Here is a 23,200-nt window from a genome sequence, read left to right on the forward strand (position 1 = left end):
CTCCTAAATTTCAGTAAGCCAGATCAGATCTTTTCCAGCGTGCAAAGTAACGGATGCTCGTGCTCCTTAGCATACATGTTCACTTGCGCAGCCTTAGTTTCTGCGACCTCTGCCGTATAAATTCCGCAAACTGCCTTCCCTTTGTAATGGACATCCAGCATTAGTTGCATTGCTCGTTCAACATCATAAGAAAAGAACTTTTGCAATACGTCAACCACAAACTCCATAGGGGTATAATCGTCATTGTTAAGAATAACCATATACATTGATGGTGGCTGTAGTTTTTGTTTTGCATCATCCTCAATAAATTCTTCAACTTTCAAATCGTTATAAAACTCAGTCATTATTCTTCCGTTGGGTATTAACTGTCCGCTGGATTTTAGTATGAACTAATTCATTCTACTGCTATATATTTTATCACTTCATAAAGCACTCTGCTTATCCCTCCCTTGATTAACAGAGCAGGATCTTATCTAAAAAATCAGATACCGTTATCTATATCAAACTTTGGTTATTTGAGACAGCTTGACGTTGTTTATATGCTTGACGACGTAACGAATTTCACTACAGTATATTTTATGAACACCGCGTTCTGTCTGGACGTTTGTTCATATTTTAAAATTTTTTAGTGACTCCTAAACCCGAAATCGTGATATGAGGGATAGAGAAGTATGGAAACAGGTACTGTTAAATGGTTCAATAATGCAAAGGGCTTTGGATTTATTTGCCCAGCCAGCGGGGGCGAGGATATATTCGCTCACTATTCAACCATTCAGATGGATGGTTATAGGACGCTGAAAGCAGGTCAAAAAGTGAACTTTAGCGTTCATCAAGGCCCCAAAGGTAACCACGCCAGTCTCATTGTACCTTTGGAAAGTGGTTAAAAATCAAAAGAATAGCCACCCGATAAATTCGTAATTTCCACGCCACAAATAGACAATAAGCTTATTTGTGGCGTGCTATATTTTATTCCCTTGCCAGAGCCTCTATAGGATCGAGGTGAGCTGCATTTCTTGCGGGCAGAAAACCAAAGATTATCCCGATTGTCGTTGAACAACCAAATGTGATGATAAATGCAGTGACGTTATAAATGAAATTCCAGTTCGGTAACATTAATTGCGCCATAAAAGAAAGACTGTATGACAGAGTAATCCCCAGTACCCCCCCATTAAACAAACCAAAATGGCTTCAATAAGGAATTGCTGCATAATGTCACTGGTTCTGGCACCTACTGCCATACGAATACCAATCTCCCTTGTACGCTCGGTAACTGATACCAACATGATATTCATAACACCAATTCCTCCGACAACCAAGGATATTACCGCAACTAACGTTAAAAATATTTGCAGCGTCTGTGTTGTTTTATCCATGATTTTAATAGTGTTATTCATGTTATAAGTATGAAAGTCTTTTTTACCATGACGGAATATGAGCAATTGATTAAGTTTTTCTTCTGCTGCATTAGATTCATAGCCATCTTTCAACCTGACAACAATCGAATTCAGATAGCTTTGATTCATCAAACGGCTATTCATCGCGCTGTAGGGCATCCAAACTTGTAATGTATCACTGCCATAAAGATTTTGCCCTTTAGCAATTACACCAATCACCGTCAAGGACATATTTGTTAACAGTAACTTTTTGCCTATCACATTATTCTGGTAAGGAAAGAACTTCTGACGTGTATTCTCATCAATGATAACCACTTGAGACTGACTCTCAATCATATCTGAAGTAAAAGGGATGCCTTGAGAAAATTTCATGGCATATACCTGAAAAAAGTTACTTCCAACCCCCGTTATTTGTGCTTTAGCATCCATATTGCCTTGACGTAAACGCCCGCTATTCACAAATTCGGGAGAAGCGGCCTGAACATAGGGCTGAGATTTTATTGCCGGAATATCAGTAAGTTTCAGAGCCTGCATATCCAAAGCGTTATCACTGCCAAAATCTTTTCCCGGATAAATCGTTATAGAGTTAGTGGCAATAGATTTGATATGTGATAACACCTTTGATTTTGCTGCATCACCAATCACTAAAATCGTTACGACAGAAGCAATGCCTATTATAATTCCAAGCATTGTTAGCAGAGTACGTAGCTTATTCACATTCATGGCGCGCCATGCCATCAATAAAGCTTCATTAAAACGTCCCCATATTTGTTGCACTGAAGAGGTTTTTACCTCGACAATTGTATCTACAGAAGAAGAAATATGAGGCAAGGTTTGCTGTTCAGAAGAGCGTACCTCACTCATGATACGTCCATCTTTGATTTCAATCACTCTTTGAACCTGTGCAGCAATATTAGGATCATGAGTGACAATAACGACCGTATGCCCCCGTTGACAGAGCTTTTTCAAGATATCCATCATTTCCTGGCCGGAAGTACTATCCAATGCGCCTGTCGGTTCATCTGCAAGAATGACCTGACCACCATTCATTAGTGCCCTGGCAATACTGACTCGTTGTTGTTGTCCACCGGAAAGCTGGCTTGGTTGATAGTTAATCCGATTTTCCAATCCAAGACTATTTAGCAATTCAACTGCCCGCTTACGACGTTGTATTTTGGAAACACCGGAATAAATTGCCGGAATCTCAACATTTTGTTGAGCAGTTAAATGAGTCAATAAATGGTAGCGCTGAAAAATAAACCCAAAATATTCCCTGCGTAGCTCTGCCAACTGATCACTATCCAGGTCAGCAATATTTCTTCCTGCAACCCAATATTCTCCACTGCTAGGTTTATCCAAACAGCCAAGTATATTCATTAAAGTAGACTTACCTGAGCCGGAAGCACCAACAATAGCCACCATTTCTCCGGCCTGTATAGATAACGAAATATCATCCAGAACAGTGACTTGACTCTCTCCAGCCGGATAACTACGACCAACACCTTTTAGTTCCAGTAACGTATTCATTATTACTCCTCTACGCTACTATCGCTACGACTGATGATCACTCGTTCGCCTTCCTTCAACCCTGAAAGCACCTGAACATTAGCGTTATCAAAAGCCCCTATCGTGATTTTACGTTTTTCTGCTTTGCCATTATGCAAGACACTCACTTCATATTGTGTAGAAGGTAAATATTGAGTTGAAGACGTATATTGGTGAGAAGATATCTCCAAAGCTGAAATTGGGATCATCAATGCATTATGCAGAGTCTGAAGCTCTACTTTTACTTGAGCAGTCATCTGCAAACGCAAAATATGTTGGGGATTAGGAACTTCAAAGCGAGCATAGTAGAAAATAGCATTATTCACAGTTTGCGGTGTTGGTAGAATATCTTTCAGGACGCTGTGAAATTGCCTTCCTGGTGCCCCTAAGATGGTAAATGAGACTTTTTGTCCGGGTTCTAAATTGATGACATCAGCCTCCGATACTTCTGCGTTAACAATCATGGTATCGAGATTTGCAAGTGTCAGAATGGTCGGCGCTTGCTGTGCAGCAATCACGGTTTGTCCCTGGAGTGTTTTAATATCTGTCACAATGCCCTCTATTGGGGCAATAATTTTGGTATATTGCAAATTCGTTTTTGCCGTATCAAGTTTGGCTTGATTTTGCTTAATTTGCGCGGCCAAATCGTCAGTTCTGGCAGCTTTAGACTGCATATCCGTTATGCTGGCATCTAATTCCTGATGAGATATTAAATGTAATTTAAACAAATGGTTAACGCGATTCACTTTGAGCTGTGCAAGTCTTAGTTCAGCCTGCGCCCCACGAAGGTTGGCCTCTAATGATTTTGCTGTTTCCTGAATTTCCGCCACAGCATTCTTTGCTGTCTGTGGATCGATCAATGCCAGTAATTGACCTTGTTTTACCTTATCCCCCAATTTCACATAAAGCTCTTTCAATTGACCACTAACCTGAGCCCCTACATCAACTTTACTGACTGCATCCAATTTACCTACCGCCAGAACATTTCTTCCAAAATCTCCCTTTACCACTCCACTTGTTTGATATGTGATGGGCTTTGGCAGATAGAAGAAATAGTGCCAAACGGAGGCAATAGCTATGAGAACAAGCCCTGCCCCAATCCAGCGATATTTGGCAAAAAGCAGTTTCATCAACAAATACCTACTATTGAAATATGCCATCTAATTACTTTACTTGCACTTTACGGTAGAAGAGATAAACAAATCTTATCAACGGGGGAATTCTGATTAAAAAATTTTCTGATAGTTCTTCTTCAAAAAAACCAATGTAGATGCAGGTAGCCAAAAATCGGTATTACAGATTTGTTCTACGAAACTTCTGTCCGTGGCTGAATACTTTTACCTGCATCATTCCCATCAGCTAATGCATGCTATTCAATCCCTACTCGATTGGCAAGTTTCAGCAGTGGAACCGTATCGTACGAATTCAATCACTTTACAAACGGGTTGTACGATGCTTCCAATCTGTTTTTCACAGAATGTCAGAATAATTTGCAAATCACATTTTCTTGTAAAAGTTTTCATCCCTGGAATGATAGAAATCAAGTTCATTAAAACGATAGAGTTCCGATTTAGGTGATAATAAGACTGTTAAGGTATCTAAGTAGCAAATTTATTTATCACACCCACTCTATGGACAATTTAAAAATGCGTTGAGTTTCAGTATACATCCCTTTATGCTACTTGTTATTTTAGTGTAAATTTTTTGTTTCTGTGTGTTTTGTGATCTTTGCAACTCTTTTTCGTTATTAAGATTAGATAAAAACCGTTTTTTATTGGATAAGGATGTGGATCATGTACTCAGGATTATTAATTATTCTCCTGCCTTTGGCTCTGGGTTACCTTATTCATCTGAACAATAAATCGATGCTAACCCTCGTGCATCAGCTACTCAATGTCATGGTTTATATCATTCTCATTCTGATGGGTATCAGCCTTGCAATACTGGAAAACCTGGGCAGTCATTTACTTTCCATATTGCTGTATGCAACAACGTTTTTCTTGTGCATTTTTATAATCAATATGCTAGCGCTTTTCCTCCTGGATAAACGAGATCCGTGGATTATTACTGCGCATAAACAGGAAAAGCCCCCTTCCCGATTACATATGGCTCTGGATTCCGTCAAATTATGTGGTGCATTAGTATTAGGATTTCTGATTGGATTAACAGGCTGGTCAGGGTTTCATTTTTCCAGCCGAGCCAGCGAAATCACCTTGATTTTTTTACTTTTTCTCGTTGGGATCCAACTGCGCAATAACGGTATGCCCCTAAAGCAAACACTGCTGAATCGCCGTGGTATGATTATCGCTATTGTAGTTGCTATTAGTTCTCTGTTGGGTGGTGTATTGGCTGCATTTTTACTGGGATTACCAACCAAAACTGGCCTTGCTATTGCGTCAGGATACGGTTGGTATTCTCTTTCCGGTATTTTAATTTCCGACGCTTACGGGCCTGTGCTTGGTAGCACCGCATTTTTCAACGACTTAGCTCGTGAATTGGCGTCCATCATGCTTATTCCCATGCTAATCAATCGCTACCGTTCAACCGCATTGGGTTTAACAGGAGCAACTTCAATTGACTTTACCTTACCAATCTTACAACGTTGTGGTGGTGTCAGTATTGTGCCAGCAGCCATCGTTCATGGTTTTATATTGAGCTTATTAACTCCTTTGTTCATCGCATTATTTGCACAATAAATGGCTTACATATCAAATGGTTTACTTGCTAAAAGTTATCCTGAATTAGTGTGCAAACTGAATAAAAATTTTTTGGTTAAAATCCAACCCGCCCGATTAATAAAAAGCCAACAAAAAGAGCAAAAAAGATCTAAAAAATACCGGCAAATTGATTAGTTAGCTTATTAATTTGATTAAAATAACAGTTTTATGCAGATATTATTGCATAGTTATGCTCATGAGATTAATATCGCATCAATCAATTAACTATTCATATTTTTCACATGAGCATTCAATTAAAAAACATAAATTGCTTCTATGGTTCAAATCAGGCTCTCTTCGATATTAATCTTGAATGTAACGCGGGAGAAACTGTGGTATTGCTGGGTCCCAGTGGAGCTGGAAAAAGTTCTTTGCTGCGTGTGTTGAATTTGCTGGAGATGCCTCGTTCTGGGCTACTCAATGTGGTAAATCACCAATTTGATTTCAAACAGCAACCTAGTCACAAAGAAATTCTCGCATTGCGCCAAAAAGTTGGCATGGTCTTCCAACAATACAATTTATGGCCACACTTGACCGTGATGGATAATTTAATTGAAGCCCCTTGCCGAGTATTAAAGCAATCCAAACAACAAGCACGGGAAAAAGCGGCTAAACTCCTTTCCCGACTTCGTTTGGAGCAATTCACCAACCGTTTTCCACTGCATCTTTCCGGTGGACAACAACAACGGGTTGCCATTGCACGTGCATTAATGATGGAACCTCAGATTCTATTGTTTGATGAACCCACTGCGGCACTCGATCCCGAAATCACAGCCCAAGTCATCGATATTATAAAAGAGCTGGCAGGAACCGGTATCACTCAGGTTATAGTGACTCATGAAGTGGAATTTGCTCGCAAAACAGCAAGCCAGGTTGTATATATGGAGCAGGGACGCATTATCGAAAAAGGTGATACCACGCATTTTATGCGTCCTCACACAGAAGCCTTTGCTCACTATTTGTCACACTAAAATTTGTCACACTGAAACAGCATACTGGATCTATAAACTATTTGAATTTCAATCTACTACATTCCCATAAGGTAGCAGCTTGAAAGATGAAGTGGATATATAAAACAAACATCAAAGCAGTTATCAACCATAAAGTTCATAAACAACAGGATATTGCTATGAAGAAATTATTGTTTGCGGCCTTATTGAGTGCAGTGACCTTGTCAGCAACCGCAGCGGAGAAAGCAACTCTCCGTTTTGCGACGGAAGCAACTTACCCTCCATTTGAATTTATTGATGCAAACAACAAGATTCAAGGATTTGATGTCGATTTGGCGAATGCCATATGTGCAAAACTCAACGCAGAATGTACATTCACCAACCAGGCCTTTGATAGCCTTATTCCCAGTTTAAAATTCCGTCGTTCTGATGTTTTGATAGCGGGTATCGACATCACACCTGATCGCCAAAAACAAGTTGATTTTACCCAAACTTATTATGATAACTCTGCCATTTTCGTTGCTATCAAAGGGAAGTTTGCTCAAGTTGCCGACCTCAAAGGTAAGCAAGTAGGTACCCAGAATGGCACTACACACCAGAAGTATTTGATGGAGCAACATAAAGAGCTGAAAACCGTACCTTATGACAGCTATCAAAATGCAATCCTTGATTTAAAAAATGGTCGTATTGATGCGTTGTTCGGTGATACTGCTGTCGTCAATGAATGGCTGAAAAAGAATAAAGAATTAAGCACGGTTGGCGATAAAGTGACAGACAAAAACTACTTTGGTATCGGTTTAGGTATTGCAGTTCGCAAAGGTAATACTGAGCTGCTGAATAAACTGAACAAAGCACTAACGGAAGTTAAACACGACGGTACTTACGATACCATCCACAAAAAATGGTTTAAACAATAAACTCAATCCCAATGAATGAACTTTACTCTTTAATCAGTGCCGCCGGAGTCACCGTCGGCCTTGCCATTTCCTCACTTGTCGTCGGTTTAGTTCTGGCAATGTTTTTGGCTGCATGGGAATCTATTCGCTGGAAATCTATTGCTTTTTTAGGCTCCTGCTGGGTTACTTTGATCCGAGGATTACCTGAAATTTTAGTTGTTCTCTTTATCTATTTTGGCAGTTCACAACTTCTCATTACACTGTCGGAAGGTTTTGATATCAATCTTATTGTCTGGCACTTTAAAATACAGATGGAAATTGACAACTTTGATGTTAGCCCTTTCCTGTGCGGCGTTATTGCCCTGTCTCTGCTCTACTCTGCTTATGCTTCACAAACACTGCGAGGAGCATTAAAAGCGGTTCCGATAGGACAATGGGAGGCTGGCCAAGCTCTGGGGTTAAGTCAAAATCGTATCTTTTTTCGCTTGATTATGCCTCAAATGTGGCGCCATGCCCTGCCAGGGCTTGGTAATCAATGGCTGGTCTTATTGAAAGATACGGCACTGGTTTCGTTAATCAGCGTTAATGATCTGATGTTACAAACAAAAAGTATCGCCACCCGAACTCAGGAGCCGTTTACATGGTATATGGTTGTTGCTGTGATCTATCTAATAATCACTCTGGTCAGCCAATTTATTCTCAAACAGCTTGAAATGCGCGCCACCCATTTTGAACGGAGTGCTTCATAATGTTTGAATACATCAGGGAAATTTTACCCGGCTTACAAACCAGCCTCAGTTTGACTTTCTCAGCATTGCTGGTTGCATTCGTACTCTCCATTGTCTTGACCATGATCCTGACAATGAAATTACCTGTGCTTTCTCAATTGGTAAGAGGCTATATCACCCTATTTACCGGAACCCCGCTCCTCGTTCAGTTTTTCTTGATTTACTACGGGCCAGGGCAATTTCCATCGCTCAAAGAATATCCGTTGTTATGGCAACTTATGTCAGAGCCGTGGTTATGTGCAATGGTTACACTTACATTAAATAGTGCAGCCTATTCAACCCAGCTATTTTATGGGGCTGTCAAAGCAATTCCTGCCGGACAATGGCAATCTTGCCAGGCTCTCGGTATGTCCAAAGCGCACTCTATGCGCATTCTGTTACCTTATGCTTTTAAACGGGCACTCTCTTCCTATTCCAATGAAGTTGTGCTGATTTTCAAGAGCACGTCACTAGCCAGTACCATCACCCTATTAGACATCATGGGATATAGCCAACTTCAATTTGGACGTAGTTATGATGCAACGGTATTTATTGCCGCGGGTATTATTTACCTCTGCATAAATGGTCTTTTAACACTATTGATGCGTATGATTGAACAGCGAGCCTTATTATTTGAACAACGTAATTAATCAGCATTCACATTTAATTATCTGACTTCACTACCCGTGATAACTCGTTGTTATCACGGGATGATCGAGACATAAGGTTATTAGTTTGCATTAAGAACTAGCAGTGCCAATGTTTCATAATGTTCGGTATGAGGGAACATATCGAATAACTGCACTTTTTCTATTCGATATTGTTTAAGCATAGTGATATCTTTTGCCATCGTCTGAGCATTGCAGCTCGAATAAATCACATATTTAGGTGCCATCCGGCTAAGATATTCACATAGCTCTTTGCCGATCCCTCTCCGAGGAGGGTTTACCAGTACTAACTCAGGTATTTGTGATTTATCAAGGGCAAAATGAGTGGAATCCAGTGCCTGAAAATCTACCTGCTCCAGCCCCAGGCTTTTGGCAGAACTTTTAGCACAACTAATCGCTTCAGCGCTGATCTCAATCCCTGTCAGTCGAGTCTCTTTATCTGCACAATGCAGACCAAAACCGCCAGCACCACAAAACAGATCCCACATATTGCTAATGTTCAATTCCCTGACCCAACGCCCCGCTGTTGCATACAGCGCTGCGGCAATATCTGGATTTGTCTGGAAAAAACTACGCGGGCGGATGTACAGCGGAATACCGTTAAAAGTTTCCTGCAACATCTTACGTTCGGTAAAAATGATTTCCTGCTCACCTTCCAGGATCGCCATATGGGTCGGTTGAATATTTGCGGAAATCACTGTTGCTTGTGGCAGTTGTTCCTGTAGCCAAGGCAAAGCTCGCTCTAATTGGGCCAGCTTTGTTTCCGAACGCAAAACAAAACGCAGCATTATTTCGCCATTAGCGCGACTTTCCGTCAGAAGGATATATTTTAATTCCCCTCTTCTGCGTTCAACGCTGTACGGAACCAAGCCAGCTTTGGCAATAAATGTTTTTATGACTGCAAATACCGTCTGAAAGTATTTTGGATACAGCGGGCAGTCACAAAGATCCACCGTTCGGCCATCACGATGCAACATACCAAGCAATGGACGCTCAACACTGCCGCTCACTACCATTTTGGCTTTATTACGGAATTCACTTGTTTTACTGATTACTGGTGACAACCAATGTACTACTGATCCTTCCTGTAAAAGTTGCTTTAAATGTTGTTGTTTATCAAATAATTGCTGCGAATATGACTTATCAAGCCATTGGCAGGAGTGACAATACCCCTCGGTATACTGCGCACATTGCATCGTAAAAAAACCGTATCAAAAAAATATTAATGCAAAGTAAATGTTGATGTTTTCGTTGAAGCTAAGGACTCTTCATCTTCAACTTCAACTTCAACTTCCATCTCACTTTCTACATCATTATTAACATAGAGAAGATTATTGCTGTGAATTTCAAAAATCACATTCGCAATTTGTTCTTCACCCTGCTGCATAAAATTGGAGAATTGTTTGAAAGTCATTCCGGCAGCAATAGGGAAAGCCTGACAAACAATCAATTTAGGTAAGCTTTCATCCTGAACATCAATAAATGCCTTCACAGTAAGAGAACAAGCATTAATCTGACTCAAATTAGCAACCAATGGAATTATCGCTGTTGGCCTGACTTCGGCCAAAGCAGAAAGTAATACTACATCACCCAACAGATCGATCTTGGCATCAAACAAGCCATCAATATTCTGCATATGAGGCAAATGCAAGATTGAGCCTGAATCATTCTCAAAATAAGAAATTTTGAGCTGTTCAAGCCACGTACGCAAAATTGACAAATCGGGAATAACCATAGAATCCATCGAATTAACCTCATATGACTGGGAAGTTACACATGCTACCACAGGGAAACTCCCAGCAAACAGTTTCATGTACAATAATTAATCTATTTTGTTTTTCTCATCATCAGTGACAATCTGATGGTTTTTATCCGCTTTCTTATGATCAATTCCCAAAAAGGAAAGATTATAGACTGCACGCCAGATAATATGGATAGCCGCTGGTATCAAGCAGCCGATACCCAATAAAATCATAGCAATGTGTGCTTCTGTCGTCATTAATAAAGGTGATAGAATTATGCTATCAGTTATTGACAAGTAAGCCAGAACCAACAACCCCACTCCCAATACTTCCAATAAAATGACTAACTTAGGCATGTCAGCCAATGAGCGCATCTTTTTTGATGGATTCATTTTCATTCTTTAACCTATTCCGGCCTAAAAATAGACTTTCGTTACTCAATAGATTTCTGCTAATTGGTAAGCCTATCATACCTGAATCCCGTTTATTGGCAGGACTAATTACAACAAAAGGTAATTCCTGCTTTTTTTTATTAATACTTACAGGCATAGTAACGCCAGATGACATTCTATGAAGTTCATGATCATTGCCACTAAGGAGTTTGTATGTACACTGTCATTTTTGGCCGCCCTGGTTGTCCTTACTGCGTTCGCGCCAAAGAACTCGCAGAGAAACTAAAAAAAGAGCGTGACGATTTTGATTATCGCTATGTCGATATCTGGGCTGAAAACATCACCAAAAACGACTTATCAAAAACGGTGGGTAAACCTGTTGAGACCGTTCCCCAGATTTTCATTGACGAGAAACATATCGGTGGCTGCACAGATTTTGAAGCTTATGCTAAAGAAAATTTGGAACTGTACAAATAACCGAATCCAATAATTAGTTATAAAATCAGTCGTCAGAAAAAACCGCTATCCAACCAAAAACCGTCCTCTTGCTGGATAGCGGATGCCTTAACCCTATTATTCTTCAAAGAAATTCTCCCTTCTTGAAAAAATTTTGCGATTTTTTTCTCAAGAATGAGAACTTTCATACCATAGTGCAGTCTTAATTATTGCCACTGCTTTTCTTTGATGTCCCCATATTGAGGAGCCCGATAGTCATCCACTTTGGTTAAAGACTATCGGGTTTTTTGTTAGTCACGAGCGACTTGCAAGATAGCGGTTATCTTTCATTATTATTACAATCCCTATATTATTTACTCATGCAACATCACTAAGCATTAAATAAAATCATCCTGTTTACGTAAATATCTCGCTTGTGAGGCTGACTTTGCTAGAACAACTTAACCACAATTTGTTTACTTTTATCAATGCAACCCCGGATTCATCACCAGCAATGATCTCGCTTGCCATCTTTATAGCGAAATATTGCGTATTTATTTACCCTGCCACATTAGTCATTTGCTGGCTTTGGGGAAAAGAACGAGCCATCACATCCCAACGCGCCGTTGTCAGTAAATCTTGCATTGCTTTTGCCTTTGGTATGGCAACCTCCTATATCATCGGGATGATTGTTCCGCATGCTCGGCCATTTGTTGAAGGTTTTGGCTATAATTTTCTCTACCATGCACCTACTGAATCTTTTCCCAGTAACCACGGCACAGCAGTCTTTAGTTTCGCTCTGGCATTTATATTTTGGCATCGCGCTTGGTCAGGTTTATGCCTGATGGCTATCGCCTGCGCCATTGCCTGGTCCCGTGTCTATGTGGGTGTTCACTGGCCAATCGATATGGTTGGGGCATTTTTAGTAAGCCTGTTAGGCTGTGCTTTTTCCCAAATATTTTGGAGCCAGTACGGAGAATATTTACAAAACAAACTGACTCGGCTCTATCAATTCTGCTGCGCATTTTTTATCAAAAAAGGGTGGGTAAAAAATTAATCAAATTTGAATATGCGCCAGCCATATATCTCCATATGGCTGGTGTAACTGATAACCATAAAAAAATCATGGCATTATTTTGTTCAGGAAATTCTTTAGCATTTATTCTGCTCTTCATAGTAGCTTTAAATATCAGAATAAAACCCTTCGTTATATTTAACAACATATAACTACAAAATGATTACCATTACTTCATGAATACAGAGTTAAAGAACAAATTTCATACACAACAATTGATTGTCCTTAAAACTTTTATTAAAGAGCAATCAATACTAAACACATTTTCAGTCAAAGACTGAACACCATAGGCAACCAAGGTAAATTTTTCTTATTTATCAAAATATTAATAAAAAAATATGACAAATAAAGATATATCAAGATAAAAATATTGGCATTTATAATTCAGTTTCAGGTTATTCAAACACCAAACAAAAAAGCATCATTAACATGTAAACATTATTGAGCAGTTAACCAGATAGATATTAGGAATTTAAAATAAAAATAATGATACATTCTTTAACAAAATTTGCATTTTATTTTATTTAATATTTAATCAACATTTTGGTAAATATTTTTAACAACTTTCATTCTCTATATAAATCTTGCAATTGCGAGAGTGATCACGGTACATTTCACTGAAAATAACTATATTTCCCCTACCAAAAGTCTGGGGTTAAGTTTTTTGGATGTGGTAATAAAAACGTTTAGATAAACACCAACGCAATATCTGACAACTTATTATTCATATAAAAATCCAACTTGCGCATTTAATTAATGTGCGGGTTTAGTAGTTTTTAAATTTTACTTTACCGCGTTATTTCGGAGATACTTATGGACACATCTCAAGCAGGTTCGATAGCATCCTCTGCTTCCAGCAAAAGCAATCACACTACCTGGCGTAAATCAGACACAGTATGGATGCTGGGCTTATATGGCACAGCGATTGGTGCCGGTGTTTTGTTTCTTCCCATCAATGCAGGTATTGGTGGTCTAATTCCGCTCATTATCATGGCAATTCTTGCTTTTCCCATGACATTTTTTGCGCATCGAGGAATGTGTCGTTTTGTTTTATCTGGTAAAAGCAGTGGTGATGATATCACCGGCGTGGTAGAAGAACATTTTGGCAAAGTTGCTGGCTTTCTGATCACCGTTCTCTATTTTTTTGCTATTTATCCTATTTTACTCGTGTACAGTGTTGCACTGACCAATACGGTAGAAAGCTTTCTTGTGCATCAGCTACAAATTGATGCTCCACCACGTGCATTACTGGCATTGGTATTGCTCCTTGGTGTAATGAGCATTATCCGTTTCGGTGAGAAAGCCATCGTTAAGGCTATGAGTGTATTGGTATTCCCATTCGTCACCGTTTTGATGCTGTTGGCCTTGTACTTAGTTCCCCACTGGAACACTACCATTTTTGATAGCCTGTCGCAGGACAGTGTCATGTCTGCCACAAGCAATAACGGCTTGCTATTTACCCTGTGGCTGGCAATCCCTGTTATGGTTTTCTCTTTTAACCACTCCCCAATCATCTCAGCATTCGCAGTTGCAAAACGTGAAGAATATGGTGAGCATGCAGAGAAAAAATGTTCACGCATTCTGGCCTATGCCCATATCATGATGGTACTGACAGTCATGTTCTTTGTTTTCAGTTGCGTACTGAGCTTATCACCGGAAAACTTGGCAGAAGCAAAAGCACAGAACATCACTATTCTGTCCTATCTGGCCAACCACTTCCGTGTACCAACTATTGAGTATATTGCTCCATTTATCGCTTTTATTGCCATTACCAAGTCTTTCCTCGGCCACTATCTGGGTGCCCGTGAAGGCTTTAATGGCATTGTGAATAAAGCCATGATGAATACGAGTGGCAAGACTATTCAGCACAAAACGCTGAATCGTATCACTAGCCTCTTTATGCTGGTCAGTGCTTGGATCGTTGCTACACTTAACCCAAGTATCCTGAATATCATTGAATCACTGGGTGGGCCAATTATTGCCATGATCCTGTTTATCATGCCAATGTATGCAATCAAAAAAGTTCCGGCTATGCGTAAATATGCAGGTAAACCAAGCAATATTTTTGTCATTGTCACCGGCTCAATTGCTATTTCAGCGGCAATTTACTCAGTGATGTAATCAAAATCCATGAGCTGCTTTCTTCGACAGTAGCACCTAAAAAATGCCAGTCATCACAAGATCGACTGGCATTTTTTTCATTTAGATGTTCCCGCTATATTAACCAAAGATCGAGTTAAACCAGCCACTAACCGTTTTTACAACGAAATCCCACATGCGTTCAAAGAAGCCACTTTCTTCCACTGCCTCTTTAACAACCAAGGGGTGCTGGTCAATAACTTTATCGTTTAGCAGGAAGTTCACTGTACCCACCACTTGGTTCTTAGCTAATGGTGCCTCAAGCGAGGTATTATCCAGAGTAAAGCTTGCTTTCAAATTGCCTCCTTGTCCACGGGGAACTATCACGGAAGCATCTTTTTCCACGCCCAATGCGACTTCTGGACGAGTCCCGTACCATACTTTCTCTGTCACCAAAGTATCACTGGCCTTCAACAGAGTCGCCGATTCATAAAAACGAAATCCCCATGACAAAAGTTTTTCACTGTCAGAAAAACGTACCCGATCACTCGGAGCACCTAATACCACTGAAATCAGACGCATTGGCCCTTCGGTTGCCGATGCTACAAGATTATAGCCTGCACCGCTGGTATGTCCGGTTTTGATGCCATCCACATCCATGTTTTTATTCCACAACAGGCGATTACGATTAGGCTGGCGGATATTGTTAAAAGTGAATTCTTTCTCTTTATTCAGGGCGTATTCTTCCGGCACATCACGGATCATGGCCTGACTTAGAAGCGCCATATCATGAGCGGTACTATACTGCCCTGCTGCATCCAGGCCATGCACTGTCTTGAAATGAGTGTTCGTCAATTTTAGTGTTTCTGAGTACTTATTCATCAAGTCAACGAAAGTGTCCTGGCTGCCCGCAACATAATCAGCGAGTGCAATACTGGCATCATTACCGGATTGGATAACAACCCCACGGTTCAGATCAATCACTTTAACCCTGTCACCTGGTTTCAAAAACATCAGCGATGATCCCTTAAGTATTGGATTCCCTGTAGCCCAGGCATCTTTACCAACAGTTACCATATCTTCTGTAGAAATTTTCCCTGATTTGATCGCTTGCCCTACGACATAGCTGGTCATTATCTTCGTCAGGCTGGCAGGATCTAACCGCTCATCGGCGTTATTTGAAGCCAGAATTTTTCCACTGGCATAATCCATTAATACATAGGCTTTTGCATCAATTTCAGGTGCGGCGGGCTGCTCTATTGCATATACATTGATACTCGCCAACCAAAAAACACTCAAGCCAAAGGTAAAAGATTTAATTATCGGTATCTGCTGTCTTTTTTTCATCATCGCTCTCCCTTTTTTCTGCTAAAACTCTATTAATATAGGATGTTATAAGAGAAGACTCCAACCTAATAACGTAAAGATTTTTCTGTTATTCAACTAGCTTTATTGTCATATTATCAATCGTTAAAAATAGACTGACATTAAGGAGAAAATGATGTTGACAATTTGGGGGCGTAAAAATTCATCAAATGTGAAAAAAGTGCTTTGGTGTCTGGAAGAGCTAAATGTGCCATATCAGCAAATTGATGTTGGTGGTAAATTTGGCAAACTCAATGATCCTGAATACCTGCGTATGAACCCCAATGCAGTTATTCCTTGTTTGCAAGAAGACGATTTTATCTTATGGGAATCCAATACCATTGTGCGTTACATTGCGGCGAAATTTGGCAAAGACAGTCTTTACCCAGCCGATCTTCAAGAAAGAGCCAGTGTTGAGAAGTGGATGGACTGGGTAGGCTGCAATCTCTTCCCTCCTATTAAACAATTTATGATTAGCTTTATCAGAACACCGGCAAATCAACGTGACCCCAAAATCATCGCCCAAGCTTTAGCCGAAATTGAAAAATTGCTGAAAATGGTCAATGACACCCTAAGCAATCAGCAGTACCTTTCCGGTGACAAATTTGGTATGGCTGATATTGCCTTAGCTCCTCTGGCCTACTTATGGTTAAACGTAGAAATAGAGCGCCCATCTCTGCCAAACTTAGAGCGTTGGTATCAATTGCTAACTGAAAGACCTGCTTTCAGAAAGATTGTTATGATAGAAATAAACTAAGGTTTTACTTATTACTTAATTAACTCATTGGCATTCTGCCGGGATCTGGGAACTGATACCCAAACCCTAGATCCCGACAGATGCGGCTACCATCAACAATTTTTTCTACTTGACTTTCGATTTTTGCTCTTTCTGGCTGTAAAAATTCGGGCGGCGTCAGATCGAGCTGGCGACTAGCTGATTGATAAAACTCTGCTCTTTTCGGATGTATTGGCGCACACAAATTAAAAAGATGCCCGCCTTTTAGTTGTTGAATAAGAAGCTTAATCGCAGAAATGGCATCATCTTGATGTACCAAATTAACCGCATTTTCTCCTCCGCTGAGTGCCTTCTTTCCAGCGAGAAAACGCCCTGCATGGCGCCCACTGCCTACCAACCCAGCCAAACGTAAGATATCGACCGACGTATTGGGTAGTTGATGCAGCCAGTTTTCCAATTCAACCAGTGCCTTGGCTGATTCAGTTTCGGGACACACGGGATTATCTTCATTGAGGTAACCAGCAGATGAACCATAAACTGAAGTAGAACTGGTGAAAATAATCCGCGGAACCGAATACGAAAGTGCAGTATCAACAACCAGTTGTACCGCCTGTACATATTCCTTCCCACCACCAGCAACACCACTAACAGGTAATGTCAAAACCAGCACATCAACAGACATCAGTTGCTCAAGATCATCCGCATCGCAAACAATCTGAGGCTTCAAGTTTAGCTGGTAGCAATCCACTCCACACATACAAGCCGCTTCAACACCATCTGGTGTTGTTTTACTACCAACTACTTGCATTCCCTCGCCTTGTAAGGCTTGTGCCAATGGCATTCCTAACCATCCTAACCCAATAATAGAAACTTTTTTCACCATGCCCTCCCAAAAGCGATATCATTTTGATTCTTAGGCTATTATGTACCCATAGTTAACATTACTTACCGATTTGTTTAATAGCAACCAAACACATTTTTCTTTTAAAACAATACGTTAACACAAAACAAATATCTTCTTTAAAAAAAGTTTGCTTTTTATACACAAGATCGTATAGGTTAAACAACAAGCAACCAATCCTTAATCATAAACATAGCGTTACGTATAGCCATTATTCAGTACAGCACGTTTCTTGTAGAAAACTACTGTGTAGAAAAAATAGAGAACCCGTATATGAACCGTATTCAATTTAACCATCATCACCATCATCCTGACTAGTCTTTCAGGCTGCTGTGTGCTGGAAGACATTTAACCCGTCTTCCGGTGGAATGAATACGATAAAAAAACCCTCGGAAGATTTTCCGAGGGTTTTTTTATTTCTGGTTTTTACGAATTAATTACTAACTGAATCTTAATATAGGACAAAAACATGCTAGATAAAACACGCTTACGTATAGCCATTCAAAAATCAGGCCGTCTGAGTGATGACTCCAGGACATTGCTAACGAGCTGCGGCATCAAAATTAACTTACAACAACAGCGCCTTATCGCATTCGCTGAAAATATGCCTATCGATATCCTGCGTGTCCGCGATGATGATATCCCAGGCTTAGTAATGGATGGCGTTGTCGATCTAGGTATTATTGGGGAAAATGTGCTTGAAGAAGAGTTACTGACTCGCCGAGCACAAGAAGAAGATCCTCGCTATCTGACATTGTGCCGCCTCGATTTTGGCGATTGTCGTCTTTCTCTGGCAACGTCTTTTGATTTCGATTATACCGGCGTGAAATGCTTGCAAGATACCCGTATCGCAACCTCTTACCCACACTTATTAAAACGTTATTTAGACCAAAAAGGCATTCATTTCAAACCTTGCCTTCTCAATGGTTCAGTCGAAGTTGCCCCCCGCGCAGGACTTGCTGACGCTATTTGTGATTTAGTTTCCACCGGTGCCACATTGGAAGCCAATGGCTTGCGGGAAGTAGAAGTCATTTATCGCTCAAAAGCCTGTTTGATCCAGCGTGATGGAGAGATGCCAGAAGCCAAACAGCAGCTTATTGACAAATTGATGCTCCGCATCCAAGGCGTCATTCAGGCACGAGAATCCAAATACATCATGCTGCATGCTCCCAGCGACAAATTGGAAGAGATTATATCCCTGCTGCCAGGCGCTGAGCGCCCCACTATCTTGCCACTGGCAGGAGCACAAAATCGCGTAGCCATGCATATGGTCAGTAGTGAAACCCTGTTCTGGGAAACGATGGAGAAACTCAAGGCATTAGGTGCCAGTTCTATTTTAGTTCTGCCAATTGAAAAAATGATGGAGTAGCCTTGATGAACACCAATTTTAAAACCATCATTCACTGGCAATCATGTACGCCAGAACAACAAAAAATATTGCTGACCCGTCCGGCTATTGCCGCATCCGACGATATTTCCGGCACAGTTAAACAGATTCTGGCAACAGTAAAAACACGAGGCGACCAAGCATTACATGAGTTCAGCCAACGCTTCGACAAAACAACTGTTACAACCATCCAAATTTCAGCCAATGAAGTGGATGCCGCTACGGCTCGCCTGACACCAGAAATCAAGCAGGCTATGCAACGGGCTATGAGCAATATCCGTCGATTCCATGAGGCACAAACACCAGCAGAAGTTGATGTTGAAACAGTGCAGGGCGTTCGCTGCCAACAAGTTACACGCCCAATAGATTCAGTTGGACTCTATATTCCCGGCGGCTCTGCTCCCCTGCCCTCAACGGTATTAATGTTAGGTACACCAGCCAACATTGCAGGCTGCCGTAGAATTATCTTGTGTTCTCCTCCCCCTATTGCCGATGAAATACTCTATGCTGCGCAACTATGTGGAATAAGCGAAATATTTCAAATCGGTGGTGCCCAGGCAATTGCCGCAATGGCATTCGGAACTGAATCCGTTCCCAAAGTAGACAAAATTTTTGGTCCCGGAAATGCATGGGTAACAGAAGCCAAACGTCAGGTCAGCCAACAGATTGATGGCGCCGCGATCGACATGCCCGCTGGCCCATCCGAAGTATTGGTTATCGCTGACAGCGGAGCCAATCCCATATTTACGGCAGCAGACCTGCTTTCACAAGCAGAACATGGCCCTGATTCCCAAGTGATACTGCTAACCCCCGATGAAGATTTGGCTAAAAAGGTTATCCGTGAAATTGAAACCCAACTCATGGCCTTACCACGTCAACAGATCGCAATCCAGGCTTTGCAAGCCAGCCGGATAATTATTGCTAAAGATCTCGACCAATGCGTAATAATCAGCAACCGATATGGTCCAGAACATTTGATTATTCAAACTCGTCAGCCTGAGCAATTACTTGAGCAAATTACCAGCGCCGGCTCTATTTTTCTTGGTGACTGGTCACCTGAATCCGCCGGAGATTACGCTTCCGGTACTAATCACGTTCTGCCTACCTACGGCTATACTTCAACCTATTCCAGCCTTGGCTTGGCTGATTTCCTGAAAAGAATGACCGTCCAGCGGCTCACTCCACAAGGATTAAAAAACCTCGCCCCAACTATCGAAACACTGGCACAGGCAGAACAACTTATTGCACACAAAAATGCGGTTACGTTACGTATGACAGCCTTTAATAATGTGACTGAAAACCACAAGGTTTGATAACCATAAAAAGTTAAGGAACAATCATGAGTACGGTTTTTGATATCAATTCATTGGCAAGAGAAAACGTTCGCAAATTAGTCCCTTATATGTCTGCCCGCCGTCTGGGTGGTCGTGGTGATATTTGGTTAAATGCGAATGAATATCCTATCGCACCCGATTTCCAACTCACCGAACATACGCTCAACCGCTATCCTGAATGCCAACCCACCACAGTCATTCAACGTTATGCCGATTATGCTGGCCTGCAACCGGAGCAAGTTCTTGTCAGCCGTGGAGCAGATGAATCTATCGAACTGCTGATCCGCGTTTTTTGCGAGCCAGGGCGCGATGCTGTACTGTTTTGCCCACCAACCTATGGTATGTATGGTGTGAGTGCCGAAACCTTCGGTGTGGAACAGAAAAAAATCCCTGTCAGCGCTAACTGGCAACCTGATATTGCTGCTATCAAAAGTAATCTGGAACGCGTCAAGCTTATCTATATTTGTAGTCCCAACAATCCAACAGGCAACCTGATTGATCCAGAGATATTACGCCAGATCCTTGAATTAGCTCGTCATCGTGCCATCGTTGCCATTGACGAAGCCTACATCGAATTTTGCCCACAACATACAGCTACCCATGTTACCACCCGTTGGCTGCAAAACTATCCCCACTTAGTTATTTTGCGAACCCTCTCGAAAGCTTTTGCTTTGGCTGGATTACGTTGTGGATTTACGCTGGCATCTGCCGATATCATCGCACTGATGCTAAAAGTGATTGCGCCTTATCCACTGGCGACGCCTGTTGCTGATATCGCTGCACAAGCACTGACTGAAGCAGGCATTGAAACAATGAGAAATCGCGTGGCAGAGATCATTAGCAATCGTGCTTATCTCCAGCAGGCTCTCAGTAACTTGGCATTAGTTGAAAACGTGTTTCCAAGCGAAACCAACTATATTTTGGTGAAATTTACTAATGCAGAGCTGGTATTCAAGACGCTGTGGGAGCAAGGGATCATCTTGCGTGACCAACGTAAACAACCAGGATTAACAAATTGCCTGCGCATTACCGTCGGCACCCGTAATGAATGTGAACAGTTGGTTCGTACCATTAGTGCACTTTCCAACCAACCTCAACAAACCAAGGAAACTGAAAATCCATGAGCCAGAAAATGCTTTTTATTGACCGCGATGGAACATTGATCACCGAACCACCTAGTGATTATCAGGTTGATCGCCTTGATAAATTGGCTTTTGAGGCTGGTGTGATCCCAGCTTTACTCGCCCTGCAAAAAGCTGATTATAAATTAGTGATGATCACTAATCAGGATGGGTTAGGTACGGCTAGTTTTCCACAAGCGGATTTTGAGCCACCCCATGCCTTGATGATGCAGATTTTCACCTCACAAGGTATCCATTTTGAAGAGGTTCTGATCTGCCCACATAAACCAGAAGACAACTGTCACTGTCGTAAGCCCAAACTTGGCTTGGTGCAAAAATATCTGGCAGATAATGTTATCGATACTGACAGCAGTTATGTCATCGGTGATCGGGAAACCGATCTGCAATTAGCCCAAAATATGGGAATAAAGGGCATTCGCTACCAGCCAGAATCACTAGGATGGACAACCATTTGTGAACAATTGATCGGCAAAGAATTGATCCATAAAAATCGCTATGCTCATGTCGAACGAAAAACTAAAGAAACCGCTATCGATATTGAAATTTGGCTGGATCGTGAAGGAAAAAGTCGCATCAATACAGGAGTCGGTTTTTTCGATCATATGCTGGATCAAATCGCAACTCACGGCGGCTTGCGCATGAATATCCAAGTCAAGGGTGATCTCTATATTGACGATCATCATACGGTTGAAGATACCGGTCTTGCACTGGGAGATGCTTTAAAGCAAGCATTGGGGGATAAGCGTGGCATTGTCAGATTTGGGTTTATGCTGCCAATGGATGAATGCCTCGCTCGCTGTGCTCTGGATATTTCCGGTCGTCCACATCTTGAATATAAAGCTGAATTTAAACACCAGCGGGTTGGAGATTTGAGTACCGAAATGATCGAACATTTTTTCCGCTCCCTCTCTTACACAATGGGATGTACTCTGCATCTGAAAACCAAAGGCAAGAACGATCACCATCGGGCAGAAAGCCTGTTTAAAGCCTTTGGCCGAACGTTACGACAAGCTATTCGCGTAGAAGGCGATACCTTGCCGAGTTCCAAAGGTGTTTTATAGGAAAGAAGATGAAGGAGCCATGATGAACGTTGTTATTCTAGACACAGGTTGCGCTAACCTTGCTTCTGTTACCTATGCCATCTGTCGGTTAGGTTATGAGCCAATTGTGAGTTTAGATGCGGGTATTATTCAAACAGCCGATAAACTATTTCTACCCGGAGTGGGTACGGCAACCGCAGCGATGAAACAACTTGAACAACGACAATTAATTCCCTTAATTAATTCTCTTACCCAACCTGTATTAGGTATCTGTCTCGGTATGCAATTGCTGGCTCGTGCCAGTGAGGAAGGGGGTAACATTCCGCTATTGCAGCTCATTGACGCGCCTGTCAAAAAAATGATAGCCGCAGATTTGCCATTGCCACACATGGGCTGGAATCAAGTGCAAGCACAGACAGGTAATCCACTGTTTCGCCATATTGCAGATAACTCCCGTTTCTATTTTGTTCACAGTTATGCCCTGCCTGTCGGTGAATATACGATTGCCCAAACGGAGTATGGCAATACATTTAGTAGCGCCGTTGCAAGAGACAATTTCTTTGGAGTGCAATTCCACCCTGAACGTTCAGGAGCAGCAGGCGCACAGCTACTAAAAAACTTTTTGGAGATGTAAT

At 41.4% G+C, this 23,200-nt stretch carries 24 protein-coding genes, 1 pseudogene and 1 other annotated feature; of the genes and pseudogenes, 15 read left to right on the plus strand and 10 right to left on the minus strand.

What is annotated here, in order from left to right; all coding sequences use genetic code 11:
• Positions 1-23: 23 nt before the first annotated feature.
• Positions 24-344 (minus strand): ATP-dependent Clp protease adapter ClpS, encoded by a 321-nt coding sequence (gene clpS, locus Xish_RS02165; RefSeq protein WP_099116505.1) that lies wholly within the window; start codon positions 342-344, stop codon positions 24-26.
• A gap of 327 nt (positions 345-671) precedes the next feature.
• Here clpS and cspD point away from each other — a divergent pair, with 327 nt between their 5' ends.
• A complete protein-coding gene (gene cspD, locus Xish_RS02170) occupies positions 672-884 on the plus strand; it encodes a cold shock-like protein CspD (RefSeq protein WP_099116506.1) in 213 nt (70 codons plus the stop codon).
• An 82-nt stretch (positions 885-966) separates the two neighbouring features.
• Here the strand turns inward: cspD and macB are convergent.
• Both macB and macA read right to left on the minus strand, forming a co-directional pair.
• A pseudogene (gene macB, locus Xish_RS02175) lies at positions 967-2,921 on the minus strand (macrolide ABC transporter ATP-binding protein/permease MacB).
• A 2-nt stretch (positions 2,922-2,923) separates the two neighbouring features.
• On the minus strand, positions 2,924-4,069 hold the full coding sequence (gene macA / locus Xish_RS02180) for a macrolide transporter subunit MacA (protein ID WP_099116507.1): 1,146 nt from the start codon (positions 4,067-4,069) through the stop codon (positions 2,924-2,926).
• A gap of 663 nt (positions 4,070-4,732) precedes the next feature.
• Here macA and Xish_RS02185 point away from each other — a divergent pair.
• From Xish_RS02185 to artM, 5 genes are all read left to right on the plus strand, one after another.
• Entirely contained in the window at positions 4,733-5,635 is a 903-nt protein-coding gene (locus Xish_RS02185) for a LysO family transporter (RefSeq protein ID WP_099116508.1), read from the plus strand.
• 263 nt (positions 5,636-5,898) lie between these two features.
• Positions 5,899-6,627, plus strand: a complete 729-nt coding sequence (artP, locus tag Xish_RS02190; RefSeq protein ID WP_099116509.1) for an arginine ABC transporter ATP-binding protein ArtP — start codon at positions 5,899-5,901, stop codon at positions 6,625-6,627.
• A 158-nt stretch (positions 6,628-6,785) separates the two neighbouring features.
• Positions 6,786-7,523 (plus strand): arginine ABC transporter substrate-binding protein, encoded by a 738-nt coding sequence (gene artJ / locus Xish_RS02195; protein WP_099118636.1) that lies wholly within the window; start codon positions 6,786-6,788, stop codon positions 7,521-7,523.
• A gap of 11 nt (positions 7,524-7,534) precedes the next feature.
• Positions 7,535-8,251, plus strand: coding sequence for an arginine ABC transporter permease ArtQ (gene artQ, locus Xish_RS02200; RefSeq protein WP_099116510.1), 717 nt, complete (start codon positions 7,535-7,537; stop codon positions 8,249-8,251).
• Positions 8,251-8,919: an arginine ABC transporter permease ArtM gene (gene artM / locus Xish_RS02205; RefSeq protein ID WP_099116511.1), complete on the plus strand. Its 669-nt coding sequence runs from the start codon at positions 8,251-8,253 to the stop codon at positions 8,917-8,919. The genes artQ and artM overlap by 1 nt, the downstream gene beginning before the upstream one ends.
• An 80-nt stretch (positions 8,920-8,999) precedes the next feature.
• On the opposite strand, the gene rlmC is transcribed toward artM, so the two are convergent.
• From rlmC to Xish_RS02225, 4 genes are all read right to left on the minus strand, one after another.
• Complete coding sequence (rlmC, locus tag Xish_RS02210) at positions 9,000-10,133, minus strand: 23S rRNA (uracil(747)-C(5))-methyltransferase RlmC (RefSeq protein ID WP_099116512.1); 1,134 nt, start codon at positions 10,131-10,133, stop codon at positions 9,000-9,002.
• A gap of 26 nt (positions 10,134-10,159) precedes the next feature.
• Positions 10,160-10,681: a type III secretion system chaperone family protein gene (locus Xish_RS02215; RefSeq protein ID WP_099116513.1), complete on the minus strand. Its 522-nt coding sequence runs from the start codon at positions 10,679-10,681 to the stop codon at positions 10,160-10,162.
• Between the two features lie 78 nt (positions 10,682-10,759).
• Positions 10,760-11,071, minus strand: coding sequence for a YbjC family protein (locus Xish_RS02220; protein ID WP_244185893.1), 312 nt, complete (start codon positions 11,069-11,071; stop codon positions 10,760-10,762).
• Positions 11,037-11,228 carry a hypothetical protein gene (locus Xish_RS02225; RefSeq protein ID WP_167383189.1) on the minus strand — a complete coding sequence of 64 codons (192 nt, stop codon included), beginning with the start codon at positions 11,226-11,228 and terminating at the stop codon, positions 11,037-11,039. Before Xish_RS02225 ends, Xish_RS02220 begins: the two co-directional genes overlap by 35 nt.
• A gap of 56 nt (positions 11,229-11,284) precedes the next feature.
• On the opposite strand from Xish_RS02225, the gene Xish_RS02230 reads away from it, so the two are divergent.
• The 3 genes from Xish_RS02230 to Xish_RS02240 all read left to right on the plus strand — a co-directional run bounded on the left by Xish_RS02230 (position 11,285) and on the right by Xish_RS02240 (position 14,702).
• Complete coding sequence (locus tag Xish_RS02230; protein WP_099116516.1) at positions 11,285-11,548, plus strand: GrxA family glutaredoxin; 264 nt, start codon at positions 11,285-11,287, stop codon at positions 11,546-11,548.
• 406 nt (positions 11,549-11,954) lie between these two features.
• A complete protein-coding gene (gene ybjG / locus Xish_RS02235) occupies positions 11,955-12,563 on the plus strand; it encodes an undecaprenyl-diphosphate phosphatase (protein WP_099116517.1) in 609 nt (202 codons plus the stop codon).
• Positions 12,564-13,394: 831 nt separating this feature from the next.
• Positions 13,395-14,702 (plus strand): HAAAP family serine/threonine permease, encoded by a 1,308-nt coding sequence (locus Xish_RS02240; protein WP_099116518.1) that lies wholly within the window; start codon positions 13,395-13,397, stop codon positions 14,700-14,702.
• Between the two features lie 99 nt (positions 14,703-14,801).
• Here Xish_RS02240 and Xish_RS02245 read toward each other — a convergent pair whose 3' ends face one another.
• Entirely contained in the window at positions 14,802-16,007 is a 1,206-nt protein-coding gene (locus tag Xish_RS02245) for a serine hydrolase (protein ID WP_425275013.1), read from the minus strand.
• 154 nt (positions 16,008-16,161) lie between these two features.
• Here Xish_RS02245 and Xish_RS02250 point away from each other — a divergent pair, with 154 nt between their 5' ends.
• Positions 16,162-16,782, plus strand: coding sequence for a glutathione S-transferase family protein (locus Xish_RS02250; protein ID WP_099116520.1), 621 nt, complete (start codon positions 16,162-16,164; stop codon positions 16,780-16,782).
• A gap of 19 nt (positions 16,783-16,801) precedes the next feature.
• On the opposite strand, the gene Xish_RS02255 is transcribed toward Xish_RS02250, so the two are convergent.
• A complete protein-coding gene (locus Xish_RS02255; RefSeq protein ID WP_099118637.1) occupies positions 16,802-17,641 on the minus strand; it encodes an SDR family oxidoreductase in 840 nt (279 codons plus the stop codon).
• A gap of 219 nt (positions 17,642-17,860) precedes the next feature.
• Positions 17,861-18,010, minus strand: coding sequence for a hypothetical protein (locus Xish_RS18510; RefSeq protein ID WP_167383203.1), 150 nt, complete (start codon positions 18,008-18,010; stop codon positions 17,861-17,863).
• Positions 17,956-18,079 (plus strand) — a sequence feature (His leader region). (Overlaps the previous gene by 55 nt.)
• 52 nt (positions 18,080-18,131) lie before the next feature.
• Here Xish_RS18510 and hisG point away from each other — a divergent pair.
• From hisG to hisH, 5 genes are read left to right on the plus strand one after another with little or no spacing between them, the layout of a single operon-like run.
• Complete coding sequence (gene hisG / locus Xish_RS02260; RefSeq protein ID WP_099116521.1) at positions 18,132-19,031, plus strand: ATP phosphoribosyltransferase; 900 nt, start codon at positions 18,132-18,134, stop codon at positions 19,029-19,031.
• 2 nt (positions 19,032-19,033) lie between these two features.
• Positions 19,034-20,362, plus strand: coding sequence for a histidinol dehydrogenase (hisD, locus tag Xish_RS02265; protein ID WP_167383204.1), 1,329 nt, complete (start codon positions 19,034-19,036; stop codon positions 20,360-20,362).
• Positions 20,363-20,388: 26 nt separating this feature from the next.
• On the plus strand, positions 20,389-21,507 hold the full coding sequence (gene hisC, locus Xish_RS02270; protein ID WP_099116523.1) for a histidinol-phosphate transaminase: 1,119 nt from the start codon (positions 20,389-20,391) through the stop codon (positions 21,505-21,507).
• Positions 21,504-22,586 carry a bifunctional histidinol-phosphatase/imidazoleglycerol-phosphate dehydratase HisB gene (gene hisB, locus Xish_RS02275; RefSeq protein WP_099116524.1) on the plus strand — a complete coding sequence of 361 codons (1,083 nt, stop codon included), beginning with the start codon at positions 21,504-21,506 and terminating at the stop codon, positions 22,584-22,586. Before hisC ends, hisB begins: the two co-directional genes overlap by 4 nt.
• A gap of 22 nt (positions 22,587-22,608) precedes the next feature.
• The gene (gene hisH / locus Xish_RS02280) at positions 22,609-23,199 is read left to right on the plus strand and encodes an imidazole glycerol phosphate synthase subunit HisH (protein WP_099116525.1); all 591 of its coding nucleotides are present in this window, start codon (positions 22,609-22,611) and stop codon (positions 23,197-23,199) included.
• Position 23,200 lies beyond the last annotated feature (1 nt).

Origin of the sequence: Xenorhabdus ishibashii, assembly GCF_002632755.1 — a bacterium.
Classification (GTDB): Bacteria; Pseudomonadota; Gammaproteobacteria; order Enterobacterales; family Enterobacteriaceae; genus Xenorhabdus; species Xenorhabdus ishibashii.

What these genes read in the sequence shown, in the direction of transcription:
- hisC (WP_099116523.1), top strand. Translation starts at nt 20,389, where the DNA reads ATGAGTACGGTTTTTGATATCAATTCATTGGCAAGAGAAAACGTTCGC.
- Xish_RS02250 (WP_099116520.1), top strand. Translation starts at nt 16,162, where the DNA reads ATGTTGACAATTTGGGGGCGTAAAAATTCATCAAATGTGAAAAAAGTG.
- Xish_RS02215 (WP_099116513.1), bottom strand. Translation starts at nt 10,681, where the DNA reads ATGGATTCTATGGTTATTCCCGATTTGTCAATTTTGCGTACGTGGCTT.
- artQ (WP_099116510.1), top strand. Translation starts at nt 7,535, where the DNA reads ATGAATGAACTTTACTCTTTAATCAGTGCCGCCGGAGTCACCGTCGGC.
- artP (WP_099116509.1), top strand. Translation starts at nt 5,899, where the DNA reads ATGAGCATTCAATTAAAAAACATAAATTGCTTCTATGGTTCAAATCAG.
- Xish_RS02225 (WP_167383189.1), bottom strand. Translation starts at nt 11,228, where the DNA reads ATGCCTGTAAGTATTAATAAAAAAAAGCAGGAATTACCTTTTGTTGTA.
- hisG (WP_099116521.1), top strand. Translation starts at nt 18,132, where the DNA reads ATGCTAGATAAAACACGCTTACGTATAGCCATTCAAAAATCAGGCCGT.
- Xish_RS02220 (WP_244185893.1), bottom strand. Translation starts at nt 11,071, where the DNA reads ATGAATCCATCAAAAAAGATGCGCTCATTGGCTGACATGCCTAAGTTA.
- Xish_RS18510 (WP_167383203.1), bottom strand. Translation starts at nt 18,010, where the DNA reads ATGTCTTCCAGCACACAGCAGCCTGAAAGACTAGTCAGGATGATGGTG.
- Xish_RS02245 (WP_425275013.1), bottom strand. Translation starts at nt 16,007, where the DNA reads ATGAAAAAAAGACAGCAGATACCGATAATTAAATCTTTTACCTTTGGC.
- hisH (WP_099116525.1), top strand. Translation starts at nt 22,609, where the DNA reads ATGAACGTTGTTATTCTAGACACAGGTTGCGCTAACCTTGCTTCTGTT.
- clpS (WP_099116505.1), bottom strand. Translation starts at nt 344, where the DNA reads ATGACTGAGTTTTATAACGATTTGAAAGTTGAAGAATTTATTGAGGAT.
- artJ (WP_099118636.1), top strand. Translation starts at nt 6,786, where the DNA reads ATGAAGAAATTATTGTTTGCGGCCTTATTGAGTGCAGTGACCTTGTCA.
- hisB (WP_099116524.1), top strand. Translation starts at nt 21,504, where the DNA reads ATGAGCCAGAAAATGCTTTTTATTGACCGCGATGGAACATTGATCACC.
- Xish_RS02240 (WP_099116518.1), top strand. Translation starts at nt 13,395, where the DNA reads ATGGACACATCTCAAGCAGGTTCGATAGCATCCTCTGCTTCCAGCAAA.
- Xish_RS02185 (WP_099116508.1), top strand. Translation starts at nt 4,733, where the DNA reads ATGTACTCAGGATTATTAATTATTCTCCTGCCTTTGGCTCTGGGTTAC.
- macA (WP_099116507.1), bottom strand. Translation starts at nt 4,069, where the DNA reads ATGAAACTGCTTTTTGCCAAATATCGCTGGATTGGGGCAGGGCTTGTT.
- Xish_RS02230 (WP_099116516.1), top strand. Translation starts at nt 11,285, where the DNA reads ATGTACACTGTCATTTTTGGCCGCCCTGGTTGTCCTTACTGCGTTCGC.
- rlmC (WP_099116512.1), bottom strand. Translation starts at nt 10,133, where the DNA reads ATGCAATGTGCGCAGTATACCGAGGGGTATTGTCACTCCTGCCAATGG.
- cspD (WP_099116506.1), top strand. Translation starts at nt 672, where the DNA reads ATGGAAACAGGTACTGTTAAATGGTTCAATAATGCAAAGGGCTTTGGA.
- artM (WP_099116511.1), top strand. Translation starts at nt 8,251, where the DNA reads ATGTTTGAATACATCAGGGAAATTTTACCCGGCTTACAAACCAGCCTC.